The organism is Plantibacter sp. RU18 (assembly GCF_050613355.1).
Lineage (GTDB): Bacteria > Actinomycetota > Actinomycetes > Actinomycetales > Microbacteriaceae > Plantibacter.
Map to the genome: position 1 here is coordinate 4,382,326 of NZ_CP159618.1, position 16,105 is coordinate 4,398,430.

The following is a 16,105-nucleotide window of genomic DNA, read 5'->3' on the forward strand; positions in this document are numbered from 1 at the left end:
CCTGCCCGCCGTTTCAGGTGAGAGCGGCCGATCTCCAGGTGCCCTGGTCGTTGACCCACAACCGCCCGTTTCCCACGAGGAGGTCTCCGGACGCGCCGCCGAACGGCCGTGCGAGGCCCATGTGACGGGTCGAGAGGTAGCTCGTGTTCGGCTGTGCGTTGGCGTGCGCGGTACCGGTCGATTCCCAACGGTTGGCTTCGACGACGGACCGGCCGGTGGTCCCGTAGGTGTCGAGCCCGTACTCGCAGCCCCGAGCGGTGTTCGCGACGATCGTCGCGCCCTCGGTGCAGTTGATCACCGCGACCCCGACGCGGATCCTGTCGATACGGTTTCCGGTGACGACGATCGATGACGCGCCCTGGTGGTGCACACCGTAGCCGCTGGTGGTCGCCGCGCCCGACACGGAGTTGCCGCTCACCATGGCATCGACGCAGAGGTAGGACAGGACGCCACCGACCACGCCGGCAGCGAGGCTCACCGTGAGACGGTTCCCCGACACGATCGGACGGATGGCGCGGTCCATGGCTATCCCGATCGGGCAGGTGCCGGCGGCGAGACGGACCACGTTGTCGGAGATCACGGCATCCGTGGCACCCACCTGCGCCGTCGACCCGATCGGTGGTGCCGAGAAGAGCATGATGGCCGCCGCCGCGTCCCCTCGGATCTCGATGAGGTTCGCTTCGACGGTGATGGCCTGCGCGTCGCGGTAGACCATGATGGGGCAACGCGACGGCTTCCACGCGGACCCGGGCGTCTCGGCGGCCGTCCTCGTCCAGCGCACAGTGTTACCGATGATCGCGACGGAGCGGGTGTCGAAGACTCCGATGCCCCACCATGTCGCATCGGAGACGGTGTTGGCCGAGACCACGGCATGGCTGACGCCCTCGAGCGCCACCCCGCGGCGGAACGGCCCGGTGACGACGTTGCCGCTGATCGTGATCATCGCGTCCGCCCACGGGCCGGGGTCGCTGGCGTAGTCGGGGAGGCCCTCGGCGTGGATGCCGATGCGGGCGTCCGCCCCGGGAGCCGCGGCGATGATGTTGCCGACGATGGTGGCGCGTGCTCCCCAGATCGTGACGCCGTCGCCGCGGTCTTCGCCGGCCGAGGAGTCGGACCCCGTTCCCCCACCTGCGCCGGTGACGCCCAGCACGTGGCAGTTCGTGACCACGACACCGCCGTACTCACCGGACGGGCGAATGATGATGCCGTTCTGGAACCCGTCGATGGTGACGCCGTCGATCACCACGTCGCTCGCGTGGATGTCGATCCCGACATTGCGTTCACCCGACGTGGACGCGGCCCCACCGGTGTAGGTGATCCGGACACCACTCACCGTGGTGCCGTCGGTGATCAGCTTCAGTGCTGGTGCTCCCGCGATGCCGCCGACGAAGCGGAGCTCACCGCCACCTCTGATGTCGATCCGTCGATCGATCCGGAGGGTCGCGTCGAGGGCGATGACGTCTCCTCCCCGCACCACGACGGTGGTCCCTGCCGGGAGCGCTGCGAACCATCGCGAGGCTGCCACGGTGCTGACCGTGGCTCCGCTCGGGTCGATGCCGACGCCTTCGAGGACGCGCTCCCCCGGCGTCGCGCCGTGCGTCGGGGCGGCGTCCGGCGACGAAGGTGTCGGCTCGACGGCACCGGGGTCGAGATCGGGCTCGGTGACGGGCGGCTCCGGCTGCGGGCTTGGCTCCGGGCTTGGTTCCGCGGTGGGTTCCGGGGTGGCAGCGGACTTCCGTCGGCCGCTCGGAGTGCTGTGCGACGAGTTGTTCACAGACGACACGATACAGAAACATGAGGCACAGAAGCATCATAAGATCAGATGTCGCCGTACCCCGTCGACTCGAGCCCGAGGAGCCCCATGTCGTCACGAGCGAGACCCGGCACAACCGAGGCACCCGGCGTCGCACCGGCCGCCGATTCCACCGCATTCGCCGGCGCCCGTGCCCTCGCCGCCTGGTGGATCGTGTTCTCGCACTCGGCAGACTGGCTCCTCGCGGTCCTCCCAGAACTCGGCTTCCTCACCCCGCTCGCGCACACGGGCCTCGCGGTCGACTTCTTCTTCATCCTGAGCGGCTACAGCATCGCCCGGGCCTACCTCGACCGCACCTGGACCCTCCGCAGCTACGGCCGCTATCTCCGAAACCGCCTGGCGCGCCTGTACCCTGCCCACCTCGCGGTCCTCGTGGCATTTCTGGCGCTGCTCATCGGTGGCACGGCCGTCGGCATCGCTTCGGAGGAGGGCGCCTTCCCGCCGATGGGATTCCTGGCCGAGCTCACGCTCACTCGCGTCTGGTTCGGCGACGCCCTGTGGTGGAACCCACCCGCCTGGTCATTATCCGCACAGCTGCTCGCGTTCATGGTCTTCCCGGCGATCGCGGTCGTGCTGCGCAGGCGATTACGGAGCACACCCGTCGTCGCGGCCCTCGCGGTCGGACTGATCGCCATCAGCACACTGTCGGCCGCTGTGGCCCCCTCTGCGATGAACGGGATGGCAGCACCCGGCATCCGCGTACTGTGCGGCTTCATCCTCGGGGTCTGCATCTTCCTCGCCACCCGCACCGTGCCGGTCACTCGTCGCGCCGCCTGGGTCGCCGGTGGCGGAGCAGCTGGACTCATCGCGTGGGCCGCTCTCACCTTCGGCGCCATCATCGTCGGGGGACTCGCCGTCGCCAGTCCCCGCTCGACAGGCTGGCTGCGCAGTCGTACCGCGCGCGTCCTCGGGAGACTGTCGTTCAGCACCTACCTCGTGCACGTGTTCGTGCTCATCCTGCTGGCGAAGCTCATCACCCCGGCCTCGGTCGCAGACCTCCCCCTCGCCCTCCGGGCACCGATCCTCATCGTCTGGACCGGAGCGATCCTGGGCGCATCCTGGCTGCTGCACGCCCTCGTGGAGGCACCGGCGCACCGCCGACTCGCCAGCCGCCGTGCGGCGAGCGTCCAGACCCGAGGCCCTCGAGTCGGGCTCTGCGCCTCCTCAGACGATCGGCTGTCGCGCGGTACGGAACCCGCGAGCGATGCGCTCCGGCACGCGCAGCGCCGCACTCACGAACCCGAGCACGACGACGATCAGCGCGATCCAGAACACCAACCAGGCCGAAGCGACTGGCGCATCCAGGAGCGTCGCCGCGGCGACCTCGCCGACACCACCAGGCACGGCGACCGAGACCGCGAGCACGAACGCGAGCCGCGCCGCGCCGAGCAGGAGCAGCAGCAGGCCGACAGCCAGGACGACGCCGATGGCCGCTCCGGCGACCGTCCGGCTCGGATTCCGTCGGCCGAGCCAGAGCAGCAGCACGCCGAGCACGAGGAGACCGATCGCGACCCAGGGTGACCAGTCGGCCGCCGACTCGACGCCTCGGATCGCGCCGAGCACCGGCGCGACATCAGATGCCGGGACGACATCCACGACCCGATCGACGTCAGGGATGAGCGCGGCGAACCCGAACCCAGCGGTGACGAGCCAGGTTCTCGTGGCGGCCACGATGGGCCCGAGCTGGATCCCGAGCCCCTGTTCCGCAGACACGTCGATCACCGCCCCGTCCGTCCCGGCCAGGCCGGCGGCCAGCTGTTGATGCGTCACCCGCAACGACTCGGTCCAGGCCGTCGCGAATGCCGGCGACGCAGCGAACTCGGCGACGTTCCGACGCAGGACCTCACGCAGCGCATCGGCGGTGCTGCCACCGAGCGCGGCGAGGACATCGGTGACCGCGGGAGGGAGGGCGAGTGCCGCTGCGAGATCGGCGGGGCTGGCGGCCGCCGCGTCGAGGTCGACCTGGCTCTCGAGGGCGGCGAGCGCCTGCTCACTCACAAACTGCTGCACGGCCGGCTCGGCGGCAAGCGGTGCAAGTGTGGCGACGAAGGTGTCCGTGTCGCTGACGAGCGCGTCCGCCCAGGTACTCACGAGCGCGACGGGCACGAGCATCGCACCGACCACGATCGCGACGGTGCCGAAGAACCCCCACCAGGCTGCGCCCCGTCGCTCCGGCAGCTCGACCGCCTCGAAGGAGACGAACTCGGGAGCGGCGGCAGTCGGTCGGTCGGCAGTCACAGCCTTGAGTCTACGAGCAGGCCGCTCACCGCTGCCCGGCGGTGCGGCGCTGGATGGCGGCGAGCGTGGCGAGCGTCGACACAGTCACCTGCTCCGGCAGTGCATCGAGCCGGAACCAGCCGATCCCCGCGTGCTTCTCAGGCTCGGCCAGTCGAGGCTCCCCCTCAGAGGCTTCGGCGAGGTAGACGGGTGAGATCCAGTGCTGCTGCAGCGCCTCCTCGAAGTGATCGACGACGCAGAGCAGTTCGATCGCCCCCAGGCCCAGGCCGGTCTCCTCGTGCACCTCCCTCCGGACCGCGTCCTCCAGGCGCTCCATCCAGTCGACCTTGCCGCCGGGGATGCCCCAACAACCCGCCTCTGGTTCACGGCGTCGTTCAAGCAGCAGGATGCGTCCGTCCCGGAGGATCGCGGCACCGCAGCCCGAGCGAGGACGGCGTGCGTGGTCAGCATCGGATGAGGGTGTGGCTGACGACATGAGCTTCACGCTAGTCGAGCGCCCGGCCAGGTGTGGCCGTGAACGATCACGGTACGCTTGCTCCGGCACCACGACGATTCGACGATGAAAGCGCAGACCATGCCCTACGAAGCAGCCGAAACCCGTTACGACGACATGGCCTATCGGCGCGTCGGACGAAGCGGACTCCGCCTTCCCGCACTGTCCCTCGGCCTCTGGCACAATTTCGGCGAGGGCCGGAGTATCGAGGTCCAGCGGGCGATCGTGCGTCGCGCGTTCGACCTCGGGATCACCCACTTCGACCTCGCGAACAACTACGGTCCGCCCGCTGGTTCCGCCGAAACCGCGTTCGGCCGCATCTTCGCGGAGGACCTCGCCGCGCACCGCGACGAGATCATCATCACCTCGAAGGCCGGCTACTACATGTGGCAGGGGCCCTACGGCGAATGGGGTTCGCGCAAGACGATGCTGTCGTCGCTCGACCAGAGCCTCTCGCGCATCGGTGTCGAATACGTCGACGTGTTCTACTCGCACCGTCCCGACCCGGAGACGCCGATCGAGGAGACCATGGGCGCGCTCGCGACTGCCGTGCAGTCCGGCAAGGCGCTGTACGCAGGCATCTCGAACTACTCGCCGGAGCAGACCATCGCTGCGGCGAAGGCGCTCCGCGAGTACGGCGTCCCCTTGCTCGTCCACCAGCCGCGCTACTCGATGTTCTCGCGCGAGGTCGAGGACGGCCTGCTCGACACCCTCGACGACCTCGGTCTCGGCGCCGTGGTGTTCAGCCCGCTCGCGCAGGGCATGCTGACCGATCGTTACCTCGGTGGCACCGTTCCGTCCGATTCCCGTGCAGCGACGAGTCACTTCCTCAACGAGGATTCGATCACCGACACCTACCTCGAGCGCGCCCGTGGTCTCCAGGCGATCGCCGACGAGCGCGGTCAGTCACTCGCGCAGCTCGCGCTGTCGTGGGTGCTGCGTCGCGACACCGTCACCTCGGCGATCATCGGCGCCAGCTCGGTCGAGCAGCTCGAGGGCAATTACGCGGCGATCCACCGTCTCGACTTCGACGACTCCGAGCTCGCCCGCATCGACGAGTTCGCCGTGCACGGCACCCTCCGTTAGTCCTCGTCGCTCGTCCCAATCCTCTTTCCCTCACTCAGGACGCGCCCGGCGCGTCGCGCAGAACGCCCCGGCGTGTCATGACGACACGCCGGGGCGTTCCTGAGTTGGGGAAGACGACCTCCTACTCAGGTGGATACTCGCGGCGCTTGACTGCGATGACACTCCCGAGCCAGAGCAGCCCATACCCGAGCGTGGCTCCGAGAAACACAGGAATCATGTCAGTCGAGACACCCGACCAGTCACGAGCACCGACCAACGCTTGCACCAGAAATCCGACGAGCGTGCCGAGTACGGTGAGACTCCAGAGCAGACGGACGAGCCGGCCGACTTGTCGCGGATTCCAGTCAACCCGCCCCGAAAGCAACGTTCTGAATCGACACATCATCGCCTCCTAGCAGGGCCGATCCCAGTCAATGCCCAAATTCGCGCCAATGACTGCCATTGTGCAGGCGACTCCTCCCGGACCAGCCGTCGCGATACCAAGCATCGCGCAGACACCGGCCATCCCGATATTGAAGATCAGGTTGCCCCAGAACGACGATGCGCACGCTGCGCGCGCAAGATTCGGTGAGTGCTCAACGGGAGTGACGATGAGGTGTCCATCCTCAACGACGAACTTGGCGGGCACGGTCTCCGCCCCCTGCTCCAGGGTCGGATTCGCTGAACTCAGCAAGACGCCACCGTCCTGATCCTGGAGCAGGAAAACGCGCGCATCCGCGCTGAGGATGATCCGGTCCGTTGATTCCATGGACACCGATGCACTTGTCCCGCTGACGGAAGAAGTGTTTTCCTCATCAGGAATGATCGAGCGGACAGCGTTATCGGCCCCTCGAATCGCGAATCCTTCATCAGACATCGCCCCGGAGTTGAGTGGCGTTGCACTCGCGCCAGCGCCCGGAGCGAGAACAGCGATCCCCCCGGCGAGCAAGGCCGACACCGCCGCTGCTGCTACATATCCACGGACCTTCATTGGATTTCCTCTCGTCTGTGAGCGCGACCGGCCACTCATGTGCCGATCGATCCAGACGTCAAGCGCCTGCACCGATGCGCATATGGTATTTCAGCCGTCCGACAAAGTAAATATCACATTGTATGAACAACACTCGTTGACCCACCGGGGCTCGATCCTCTTTCCTCACTCAGGACGCGCCCGGCGCGTCGCGCAGAACGCCCCGGCGTGTCATGACGACACGCCGGGGCGTTCCTGAGTTAAGGAAAGGAAACGGAGAAGGGAGCGGGGGGACAGCGAGGGTGGGTCAGATGATGTCGTCCGAGAGGTGGTTCGGAGTGCCGAACCGGTGGGCGGTGATCGAGACGGCCTGCTCCTGCAGGAACGGCAGGATCTCGATACGCCCGGCCTCGGTGACCGTGCCCGCGTAGATCGCGACGTCGGGACTGCCCGAGGTGGCGTGCGCGACACCCTCGGTCGTGCCGCCGACGATGCGGACGCGCGCACCGGCCTTCGTGCCGACGAGCGATGCCGCGGTGACGTACCAGCGGTCCTCGCTCTCCACCGTGACCGCACCGGCGATCGCCTCGACGGCCGGCACGAGCTTCGGCGGCAGCGCGACAGCGGACGACACGTGTACGACTGCGCCGGCCGCTGCACCCGCGGCGACGACGCGCACGAGCTCGGCGACCGAACCACCGTCGACCAGACGCACGTGCACCTCGCGCGGCACATAGCGGAACACGTTCCGCTCGGCCGTCAACTGCGAGACGTCCTTCGCGACGCCGAACTCCTCGGCCCACGCGACGGCGTCGCTCGCGACCGCACGACGCACGAAGGCGAACTCGTCCGCAGGAAGGACCGCATCAGCCGCACGCAGCAGCGTGGCGACGGCAGGCTTTGGACCGCGCCTTTCGGCCGACCGTCCGACCGTCCGCTCCGCCTTGCTCTCGGCGCTCGTCCAGGAGCCGAGACCGATGAGGTAGTTCGGCCCACCGGCCTTGGTTCCGGCTCCGACGGCCGACTTCTTCCAACCACCGAACGGCTGACGCTGCACGATCGCGCCGGTGATACCGCGGTTCACGTACAGGTTGCCGGCCTGGATGCCATCGAGCCAGACACCGAGCTCGGCCGGGTTCAGTGAGTGGAGCCCAGCGGTCAGGCCGTAGTCGATCTCATTCTGGATCGCGATGGCCTCCTCGAGGGTCTCGGCCGTCATGATGCCGAGGATCGGGCCGAAGTACTCCGTGAGGTGGTACTCGGACCCGCGGGCGACGCCTGCGCGCACGCCGGGGCTCCACAGTCGGCCGGTCTCGTCGAGCTGCTTCGGCTCGACGAGCCACGACTCACCGGCGGCGAGCTTGGTGAGCCCACCGAGCAGCTTGCCCTTCGCCGGTTCGATGATCGGACCCATCTGCGTGGTCGGGTCGACCGGGTAGCCGACCTTCAACGAACCGACGGCGTCGATGAGCTGATGACGGAAGCGACGCGACGAGGCGACCGAACCGACGAGGATCACGAGCGACGCGGCGGAGCACTTCTGGCCGGCGTGGCCGAACGCCGAGGCGACGACGTCCTTCACCGCGAGGTCGAGATCCGCGCTCGGCGTGACGATGATCGCGTTCTTGCCCGAGGTCTCGGCCAGCAGCGGCAACTCCGGGCGGAAGGAGCGGAACAGCTCGGCCGTCTCGTATCCACCGGTCAGGATGACGCGCTCGACCGAGGGGTGTGAGATGAGACGCTCACCCAGTGAGTTGTCGGCCAGCTGCACGAAGCGGAGGGCCTCGCGCGGGACGCCGGCCTCCCAGAGCGCCTCGACCATGACGGCACCGCTGCGGCGAGCCTGCCGAGCCGGCTTGATGATGACGGGCGAACCGGCGGCGAGCGCCGCCAGGGTCGAGCCGGCCGGAATGGCGACGGGGAAGTTCCATGGCGGGGTGACCACGGTGAGCTTCGCGGGGGTGAACGTCGCGCCGTCCATCGTGTCCAGCGCTCGAGCTCGTTCAGCGTAGAAGTGGGCGAAGTCGATCGCTTCGGACACCTCGGGGTCGGACTGGTCGAGTGTCTTGCCGGTCTCCGAGGCCATGACCTCCATGAGCTTCGCGCGGTGCTGCTCCAGGACGTCACCGGCTCGGTGGAGGATGACCGCGCGCTCGGCTCCCGTGAGCGACCCCCACGATGCGCCCGCAGTGGTCGCCCCGTCGATGACGGCATCGAGCGACTCGGTGCTGTCGACGATCGAGGCCGCGACGGTGTCGTCGCCGAGCGTCGAGTCGGTCACGCGGGTGAGGATGTCGCGACCCCACACTCGGTTGGCCGGGAGCGACGGGTCGGTGTCCGGGGTGTTCTCGAAGGCGTCCACGGGCGAGGCGGGAGCGGGCTTCGAGCGGTCCTGCTGGCGGTTCGCGGGCGGGACGGTGTCGTCGAGTTCGGCGAGCGAGGCGAGGAACCGCTGCTCTTCACGCGCGAAGAGGGTCTCGTTCTCACTCAGCTCGAACACGGCGGACATGAAGTTGTCCTGGCTCGCGCCCTCCTCGAGGCGACGGATGAGGTAGGCGATGGCGACGTCGAACTCCTGCGGGTGCACGACGGGTGTGTAGAGGAGCAGCTCACCGACATCACGCTTGACCGCTTCGGCCTGACCCTGCGCCATGCCGAGGAGCATCTCGAACTCGACACCGCGCTCGACGCCGCGCTGCTTCGCGAGCAGCCACGCGAACGCGATGTCGAAGAGGTTGTGACCCGCGACACCGATGCGCACGTTGTCGATGCGGTCGGGGTGCAGTGCGTACTCGACGACGCGCTTGTAGTTGGTGTCCGAGTCCTGCTTGGTGGACCAGGTGGCGAGCGGCCAATCGTGGAGCGATGCCTCGACCTGCTCCATGGGAAGGTTGGCGCCCTTGACGATGCGGACCTTGACGCCGGCACCGCCTGCGTCGCGGCGACCCGCAGACCACTCCTGGAGACGGATCATCGCCGACAGGGCGTCGGGCAGGTAGGCCTGCAGGACGATTCCGGCCTCGAGGTCGTGGAACTGCGGGAGGTCGAGGAGCTTGGTGAAGACCGCGATGGTGAGGTCGAGGTCCTTGTACTCCTCCATGTCGAGGTTGATGAACTTCGACGGTGAGGACTTCGCGGCACGCTCGAAGAGGGGGTGAGGCTCGTGACGACGTGCTCGACCGCTTCGTCGAACGCCCACACCGAGTGGGGGCTGACGGTGGAGGACACCTTGATCGACACGTAGTCGACGTCGGGTCGGGCGAGCAGCTTGTGGGTGCCCTCAAGACGTCGGCCCGCTTCGGAGGTGCCGAGGACGGCCTCACCGAGCAGGTTGACGTTCAGACGGGTGCCGGGGGTCTTGATCTTCGCGATCGCCGGGCCGAGCTTCTGGTCGGTCGCGTCGACGACGAGGTGGCCGACCATGTTGCGCAGTACCTTGCGGGAGATCGGGATCACGATGCCCGGGAGGATGGGCGCGAAGAAGCCGCCGCAGCGGACGGCCGCCTTGAGGTACCACGGCAGGAACCCCGGGACCTTGGGCGCGATGGCCTGGAGCGTGCGCGCGGCGACACGGAGGTCTTCCGGCCGGACCACTCCGTCGACGAAGCCGACCGTGAACTCGAGGCCGGTCGGGTCCTTCAGCACGCCGGCGAGCTGCTGGGCCGAGGCGTCGGCGGGGATGGTCGAGGCCGTCGTGAGCCAGCGGCGGACGAGGGCGACGGCCTCGGTGGCGAGGGCGTCGCGGTCGAGCTGCTGCGTCGGGTGGAGGGTGTCGGTCATGTTGCCAGTATCAGGTCCGTGACGCATAAGATACAGCGAAGGTTTTCGATGGATACACATCGGCTCAGCCGATGGATTGGAGTGCATCATGCTGGACGTCCGGCGCCTGCGCCTGCTGCGCGAGCTGCGCATCCGCGGCACCATCGCCGAAGTCGCCACCGCACTCAACTTCAGCCCGTCGTCCGTGTCGCAGCAACTCTCCGTGCTCGAGCAGGAGACCGGCGTGGAGCTGCTGCGGAAGGTCGGTCGCCGCGTGCAGCTCACCCCGCAGGCCGAGATCCTCGTCGGCCACACGGAGACGATCCTCGACACCCTGGAACGTGCGGAGGCCGACCTCGGCGCCTCCCTCACGACCGTGTCGGGCACCATCCGTGTCGCCGTGTTCCAGTCCGCCGCGCTCGCACTCATGCCGGCAGCCCTCAGCGCGATGCGACGCGACCACCCCGACGTACGTGTCGAGATGGTGCAGCACGAACCGGAGACGGCCCTCGCCGAGACGTGGGCGCGCGACTTCGACGTCGTCGTGGCGGAACAGTACCCGGCCCACGCGGCCCCCAGGCACCCCGGGCTGGACCGTCGGCAACTCGCGACCGACCCGATCCGGCTCGCCTGCCCGCCGACCGCGAACCAGATCCGTCCGGTGCACCGCATCGAGGACGCCGCCGAGCTGCCCTGGGTGATGGAACCGCACGGAGCCGCCTCCCGGCACTTCGCCGAGCAGCTCTGCCGCCGCGCGGGCTTCGAACCGGACGTCCGATACCAGACGGCTGACCTGCAGGCGCAGATCCGACTCATCGAATCGGGCAACGCGGTCGCGCTCATCCCCGACCTGCAGTGGGCCGGCGAGGAGGCGAGCTGCCGGCTCGTCGAGCTGCCGGACTCCCCGCAGCGCACGATCTTCACCTCGGCTCGCGAATCCGGAGTCAGTCGCCCCGCGATCGTCGCGTTCCGCGCCGCCCTCGAAGCCGCGGCCGCCTGACGCCTGACGCCCGCATCACGCCTCACGCCTCACGCCTCACGCCTCACGCCCGCATCACACCCGACACGGCGCGTCTGTCGCACAATGGGTGCATGTCCCAACCGCTCCGCGTCGTCCTCGCCTCCCTCCTGCTCGTGGTCGCAGTGGTCGGTCTCGCGACCGTCGCCGACCAGATCACCATGACCTACTTCCTGCCTCCGGGCGAGGGCGGTATGGCGACCGAGCACGTCGCTCTGTTCGGCCCGGCGATCGCCGGAACGGTGGGGGCCGCCGTCGCCGTCGCCGCGCTCGTGGTGCACCTGCTCGTCGTGATCCGACGACGGACGCCGGGCTGGGTCTGGATCGCCGCGACGGTCTGCGCACTGCTCGCCGTCGGCGCACCGGTCATCGTCTCGATGTCGGACAGACCCGCCTTCTGAACCCCGGGCCGGCGCGACCCGTCACCCGTCGGCAGGCCCTTTCGGACGCTGTCGACGCGGCGTACAGTCAGCGCCATGAGCGGCATCATCAGCACCAGCGGTCTCGTGAAACGGTACGGACGCGTCCACGCCCTCGACGGCCTCGACCTGCGTGTCGACGCCGGCGAGGTGCACGGCTTCCTCGGCCCGAACGGGGCGGGCAAGTCCACGACGATCCGCGTGCTGCTCGGACTCGCGCGAGCGACCGCCGGCGAGGTCTCGGTGTTCGACCAGGATCCCTGGCGCGACGCCGTCCACCTGCACCGGCGCATCGCGGCCGTGCCGGGCGACGTCAGCATCTGGCCGAACCTCACCGGCGGCGAGACCATCGACGTGCTGAGCCGGCTCCGCGGCGCAAGCAGACACGACCCCGACTACCGGGAGCGCCGCCAGCGACTCATCGAGGCGTTCCAGTTCGACCCGCGCACCAGGGGCCGGGCGTACTCGAAGGGCAACCGGCAGAAGGTCGCGTTGATCGCCGCGTTCGCGGTGCCCGCCGAGCTGTACGTCCTGGACGAGCCGACGAGTGGCCTCGATCCGCTCATGGAGGTGGTGTTCCGCGAGGAGGTCGCCCGGGTGCGCGCCGCCGGGGCGACCGTCCTGCTCTCCAGTCACATCCTCTCCGAGGTCGAGCTGCTGTGCGACCGGGTGAGCATCGTCAGAGCCGGTCGCATCGCCGACTCCGGAACGCTCGGCGAACTCAGGCATCTCACCCGCACGGCCGTCTCCTTCCAGGCCTCCGGGACGGCGGCCGCCGACGGCATCCCCGGCGCGCACGAGGTGGCGTTCGCCGACGGCCGCGCACGGTTCACGATCGACAGCGAACGCATCGCCGCGATCCTGCCGGAGCTCGCCCGACGTGGCGTCGCCGGCTTGCGCATCGAACCGCCGTCCCTCGAGGAGCTCTTCCTGCGGCACTACGGCGACGACATCGGTCGGGCGTCGCCTGCGACCCCGCCAGCCACGGAGCACCCAGCGGCCCCGGCGTCGCTGTGAACGGGTTCGGTGTCCTCCTGCGCCAGCGCGCGCGTCGAGACCGCTGGCAGGTGCCGCTCTGGGTGATCGGCACCGCACTGCTCGCCGCCGCGACGATCGTCGGAGTCAGCGACTCCTACGGCACCGAGCAGGACCGGGTCGCCCTGTTGGCCACAGCCAGCGCCAACCCGGTCATCATGCTGTTCCGCGGCCTGCCGTCGGGTGCGGGCGCCGGCGCGTTCGCACTGTTCCTCATCTTCCCGTTCCTCGCGATGCTCGCCGCATTCATGAGCACCTTCCTCGCCGTACGCCACACGCGAGCTGAAGAGGAGCTCGGGCGCGCCGAACTCGTCGGGGCGACCACAGCCGGACGCATCGTCCCCCTCCTCGCGACGCTCATGCACGGGCTCCTTGCGAACCTCGCGCTCGGGGCACTGACGGCGCTCGCGCTGATGGCGTCGGGGCTGCCGACCACCGGCTCCCTCGTCGCCGGCCTGGGTGCCGGAGCCGTCGGGGTGTCGTTCCTCGGGGTCGGACTGCTCGCAGGCCAGCTCATGCGCACGGCGCGCGGCGCCAACTCGCTCGCTGTGTGGCTCCTCCTGCTCGGCTACCTGCTGGCCGGCATCGGCAATGCGCTGGGGACACCGAGCACCGACCTGCAGCGGATCGAGAGCTCCTGGCCGACCTGGACGTCGCCGTTCGGCTGGGGCGAGAACTCGCGGCCCTTCGCTGACGACGCCGTCTGGCCGCTGCTGCTCTGCCTCATGTTCGGGCTGGGCCTCGCCGGGGTGTCCGCCGCGCTACAGGCCTCGCGCGACCTCGGCGAGAGCCTCGTGCCCGGGCGACGTGGACCTGAGACGGCCGGGTCCTGGGCGGCCGGCCCGACCGCCCTCGTCTGGCGACTCACCCGCGGATCGATCCTCGGCTGGTGCGTCGGCGGGCTCCTCTCCGGCGTCCTCGCCACCTCGCTCGCCGGGGTCCTCGCCGGCGCAGCCTCCAAATTGCCGTCCGTCCAGGCGATCCTCGACGCACTGACCGCCGAGGGCAGCATCGCCCAGGGCGCGGTCGCGATCTTCTTCCTCATGGTCGGTGTTCTCGCCTCCTGCTGCGCCGTCCAGACGATCTGCCACGCCCGCCACGAGGAGTCGAGCGGGACGGCCGAGGCGGTCCTCTCCGCAGCCGTGGGGCGTGTGCGCTGGCTCGCATCACACGCCGTCGTCGGATTCGCGGGCGTCGTCGGAGTGGTGGTGTCGGCGGTCGCCGGTGCCGCGCTCGGCCTGGCGTCCTCCGACGGCGACTGGTCGCTCATGGGCGACGTGCTGGTGAGCGGGGCGGGACAGATCGCTGCAGCATCGGTCTTCCTCGTGCTGACCGCGCTCGTGTTCGTGCTCGCTCCGCGGCTGACCGTCCCGCTCGGCTGGGCGCTCGTACTGCTCGGTACCGTGGTCGGCCTGTTCGGGCCGTTGTTCGGCTTCCCGCGCTGGTTGGTCGACCTCGCTCCGATCTCGCTCGCCCCGTCTGTCACCGCCGACGGCGCCGACGTCGACGGCCTCTTGTGGCTCGTGCTCGTCGCCGCCGCGGGTGCTGCGATGTCGCTGTCCCTGATGCGTCGGCGTGAACTCGTCCCTGCCGGCTAGGACCGCCGCTCGCCTCAGCGCAGCTCGCCTCAGCGCAGCCGCTTCGAGAGCTCGTGCGCCTGTTCGAGGAGGATCCCGCCGAGGAACCCCTGACGCTCGGGCCGGAAACGGGACTCGATACCGGTGAGACTCAGCGCCCACGCCGGGTTGCCGGCGCCGTCGAACACCGCAGCCCCCATCCCCCAGCTGCCCTCGAGGATCAACGCCGGGTTCACGGCGTAGCCGCGCTCGCGAGTCTCCCGGATCCGTTCACGCACCGGTTCAGGCGCATGCGCTGCACCCCACCGTTCGACGAGGTCCGCGCGGGCGAGATAGTCGTCGACCTCCTGATCGGTCGAGAACGCGAGGATGGCCAGCCCGGCGGACGCGACGCCCAGCGGGAAGCGCACGCCTTCCGACAACACGAAGGAGCGCACCGGGAAGCTTCCCTCCTCCCGCAGCAGACACACGGTCTCGAAGCCACGGCGCACCGACAGGAAGGCGCTCTCACCTGTCTCGTGCGCCAGGATCCGCACGCTCTCCCTCGCGAGAGCAGCGATGTCGTAGCGTTCGGCAGCGAGCGACCCGAGCAGGAACAGCTCAGGCCCGAGGTGCCAGCGGGCTTGCTTCGCATCGTGGTCGAGGAAGCCCTCCGCGGCGAGCGACGCGAGCAACCGGTGTGCCGTCGGACGAGTGAGTCCGGTGGCCGACGCGACGGCGGAGGAGGACGCCCCACCCGGGTGCTCCGACACGACCTTCAGGATGCGACTGACCCGCGAGACGACCTGCGCCCCACGCACCGGATCAGCCATGATCTCTCCTCGGGTTGTCCATATTGTGAGCATACGCTGCGGTGGAGCCCACCTCATGAGTCGGATCGCCCAGTCGAGCGACCGGTCCTTTGACTGCGCCGCCTGGCCGTGACTTACTGAGATGAGAGCTCGATCCTCCATCCACGATGTGAACACCGGAGCGAGCAGACGTCCACGAAGGAGTGACATGACGAAACGCTGGTCGAGCGCAGCTGAAGCGCTGCGGGGGGTCGTCCACGACGGCGCCACCATTGCCGTCGGAGGTTTCGGCCTGAGCGGCAACCCGACCGACCTCATCGAGGCGCTGCGCGACACGGGAGCCACCGATCTCACGATCGTCTCCAACAACATGGGCGTCGACGGCAAAGGCCTCGGCATCCTGCTGGAGAACCGGCAGGTCCGGAAGGTCGTCGCCTCCTACGTCGGCGAGAACAGGCTCTTCGCGCAGCAGTTCCTGGACGGCGAGCTGGAGGTCGAGTTCACGCCACAGGGCACGCTCGCCGAACGACTCCGTGCTGGCGGCGCCGGCATCGCCGGCTTCTACACGAAGACGGGCGTCGGCACCCCCGTCGCCGACGGCAAGCCCACCGAGGTCTTCGACGGCGAGACCTACGTCCTCGAGCGCGGCATCATCGCCGACATCGCCCTCGTACACGCCTCCCGCGCCGACCGCGAGGGCAACCTCGTCTACCGCCACACTGCGCGGAACTTCAACCCGATCGTCGCGACTGCCGGTCGCCTCACGATCGCCGAGGCGGAGGACATCCTCGAGGACGGCTACCTCGATCCGAACACCATCGTCACGCCCGGCATCTACATCCAACGCCTCATCACCTCGACGCCACGGGTGAAGGACATCGAGCAGCGGACCGTGCGTCCGGCTGCAGCACAGGCAGGGGTCTGATC

12 protein-coding genes and 1 pseudogene are annotated in these 16,105 nt (G+C 69.0%); 7 read left to right on the top strand and 6 right to left on the bottom strand.

From position 1 onward, the window contains the following. Nucleotides 1-13: 13 nt before the first annotated feature. Nucleotides 14-1,774: a right-handed parallel beta-helix repeat-containing protein gene (locus tag ABMA10_RS20815; protein WP_347869770.1), complete on the bottom strand. Its 1,761-nt coding sequence runs from the start codon at nt 1,772-1,774 to the stop codon at nt 14-16. Nucleotides 1,775-1,861: 87 nt separating this feature from the next. On the opposite strand from ABMA10_RS20815, the pseudogene ABMA10_RS20820 reads away from it, so the two are divergent. Further along, a pseudogene (locus tag ABMA10_RS20820) lies at nt 1,862-2,860 on the top strand (acyltransferase family protein); the annotation flags it as partial. Between the two features lie 117 nt (nt 2,861-2,977). Here ABMA10_RS20820 and ABMA10_RS20825 read toward each other — a convergent pair. Beyond that, a complete protein-coding gene (locus ABMA10_RS20825; RefSeq protein WP_431030975.1) occupies nt 2,978-4,051 on the bottom strand; it encodes a hypothetical protein in 1,074 nt (357 codons plus the stop codon). Between the two features lie 25 nt (nt 4,052-4,076). Next, on the bottom strand, nt 4,077-4,526 hold the full coding sequence (locus tag ABMA10_RS20830; protein WP_347869772.1) for an NUDIX hydrolase: 450 nt from the start codon (nt 4,524-4,526) through the stop codon (nt 4,077-4,079). A gap of 99 nt (nt 4,527-4,625) precedes the next feature. Here ABMA10_RS20830 and ABMA10_RS20835 point away from each other — a divergent pair, with 99 nt between their 5' ends. After that, nucleotides 4,626-5,630: an aldo/keto reductase gene (locus ABMA10_RS20835; RefSeq protein WP_347869930.1), complete on the top strand. Its 1,005-nt coding sequence runs from the start codon at nt 4,626-4,628 to the stop codon at nt 5,628-5,630. Nucleotides 5,631-6,021: 391 nt separating this feature from the next. Here ABMA10_RS20835 and ABMA10_RS20840 read toward each other — a convergent pair whose 3' ends face one another. After that, nucleotides 6,022-6,600, bottom strand: coding sequence for a hypothetical protein (locus ABMA10_RS20840; RefSeq protein ID WP_347869773.1), 579 nt, complete (start codon nt 6,598-6,600; stop codon nt 6,022-6,024). 286 nt (nt 6,601-6,886) lie between these two features. Further along, the gene (locus ABMA10_RS20845) at nt 6,887-9,679 is read right to left on the bottom strand and encodes a bifunctional proline dehydrogenase/L-glutamate gamma-semialdehyde dehydrogenase (RefSeq protein ID WP_431030976.1); all 2,793 of its coding nucleotides are present in this window, start codon (nt 9,677-9,679) and stop codon (nt 6,887-6,889) included. A 768-nt stretch (nt 9,680-10,447) separates the two neighbouring features. On the opposite strand from ABMA10_RS20845, the gene ABMA10_RS20850 reads away from it, so the two are divergent. The 4 genes from ABMA10_RS20850 (at nt 10,448) to ABMA10_RS20865 (ending at nt 14,408) form a co-directional block, all read left to right on the top strand. Then, a complete protein-coding gene (locus ABMA10_RS20850) occupies nt 10,448-11,338 on the top strand; it encodes a LysR family transcriptional regulator (protein ID WP_347869775.1) in 891 nt (296 codons plus the stop codon). Nucleotides 11,339-11,430: 92 nt separating this feature from the next. Continuing rightward, complete coding sequence (locus ABMA10_RS20855) at nt 11,431-11,757, top strand: hypothetical protein (RefSeq protein WP_347869776.1); 327 nt, start codon at nt 11,431-11,433, stop codon at nt 11,755-11,757. A 75-nt stretch (nt 11,758-11,832) separates the two neighbouring features. Further along, on the top strand, nt 11,833-12,792 hold the full coding sequence (locus ABMA10_RS20860; protein ID WP_347869777.1) for an ABC transporter ATP-binding protein: 960 nt from the start codon (nt 11,833-11,835) through the stop codon (nt 12,790-12,792). Continuing rightward, complete coding sequence (locus ABMA10_RS20865) at nt 12,789-14,408, top strand: ABC transporter permease (RefSeq protein ID WP_347869778.1); 1,620 nt, start codon at nt 12,789-12,791, stop codon at nt 14,406-14,408. The genes ABMA10_RS20860 and ABMA10_RS20865 overlap by 4 nt, the downstream gene beginning before the upstream one ends. Nucleotides 14,409-14,437: 29 nt before the next feature. Here the strand turns inward: ABMA10_RS20865 and ABMA10_RS20870 are convergent, their stop codons facing one another. Next, nucleotides 14,438-15,199, bottom strand: a complete 762-nt coding sequence (locus tag ABMA10_RS20870) for an IclR family transcriptional regulator (protein WP_347869779.1) — start codon at nt 15,197-15,199, stop codon at nt 14,438-14,440. Nucleotides 15,200-15,386: 187 nt separating this feature from the next. On the opposite strand from ABMA10_RS20870, the gene ABMA10_RS20875 reads away from it, so the two are divergent. Beyond that, complete coding sequence (locus ABMA10_RS20875) at nt 15,387-16,103, top strand: CoA transferase subunit A (RefSeq protein WP_347869780.1); 717 nt, start codon at nt 15,387-15,389, stop codon at nt 16,101-16,103. The last annotated feature ends 2 nt before the right edge of the window (nt 16,104-16,105 follow it).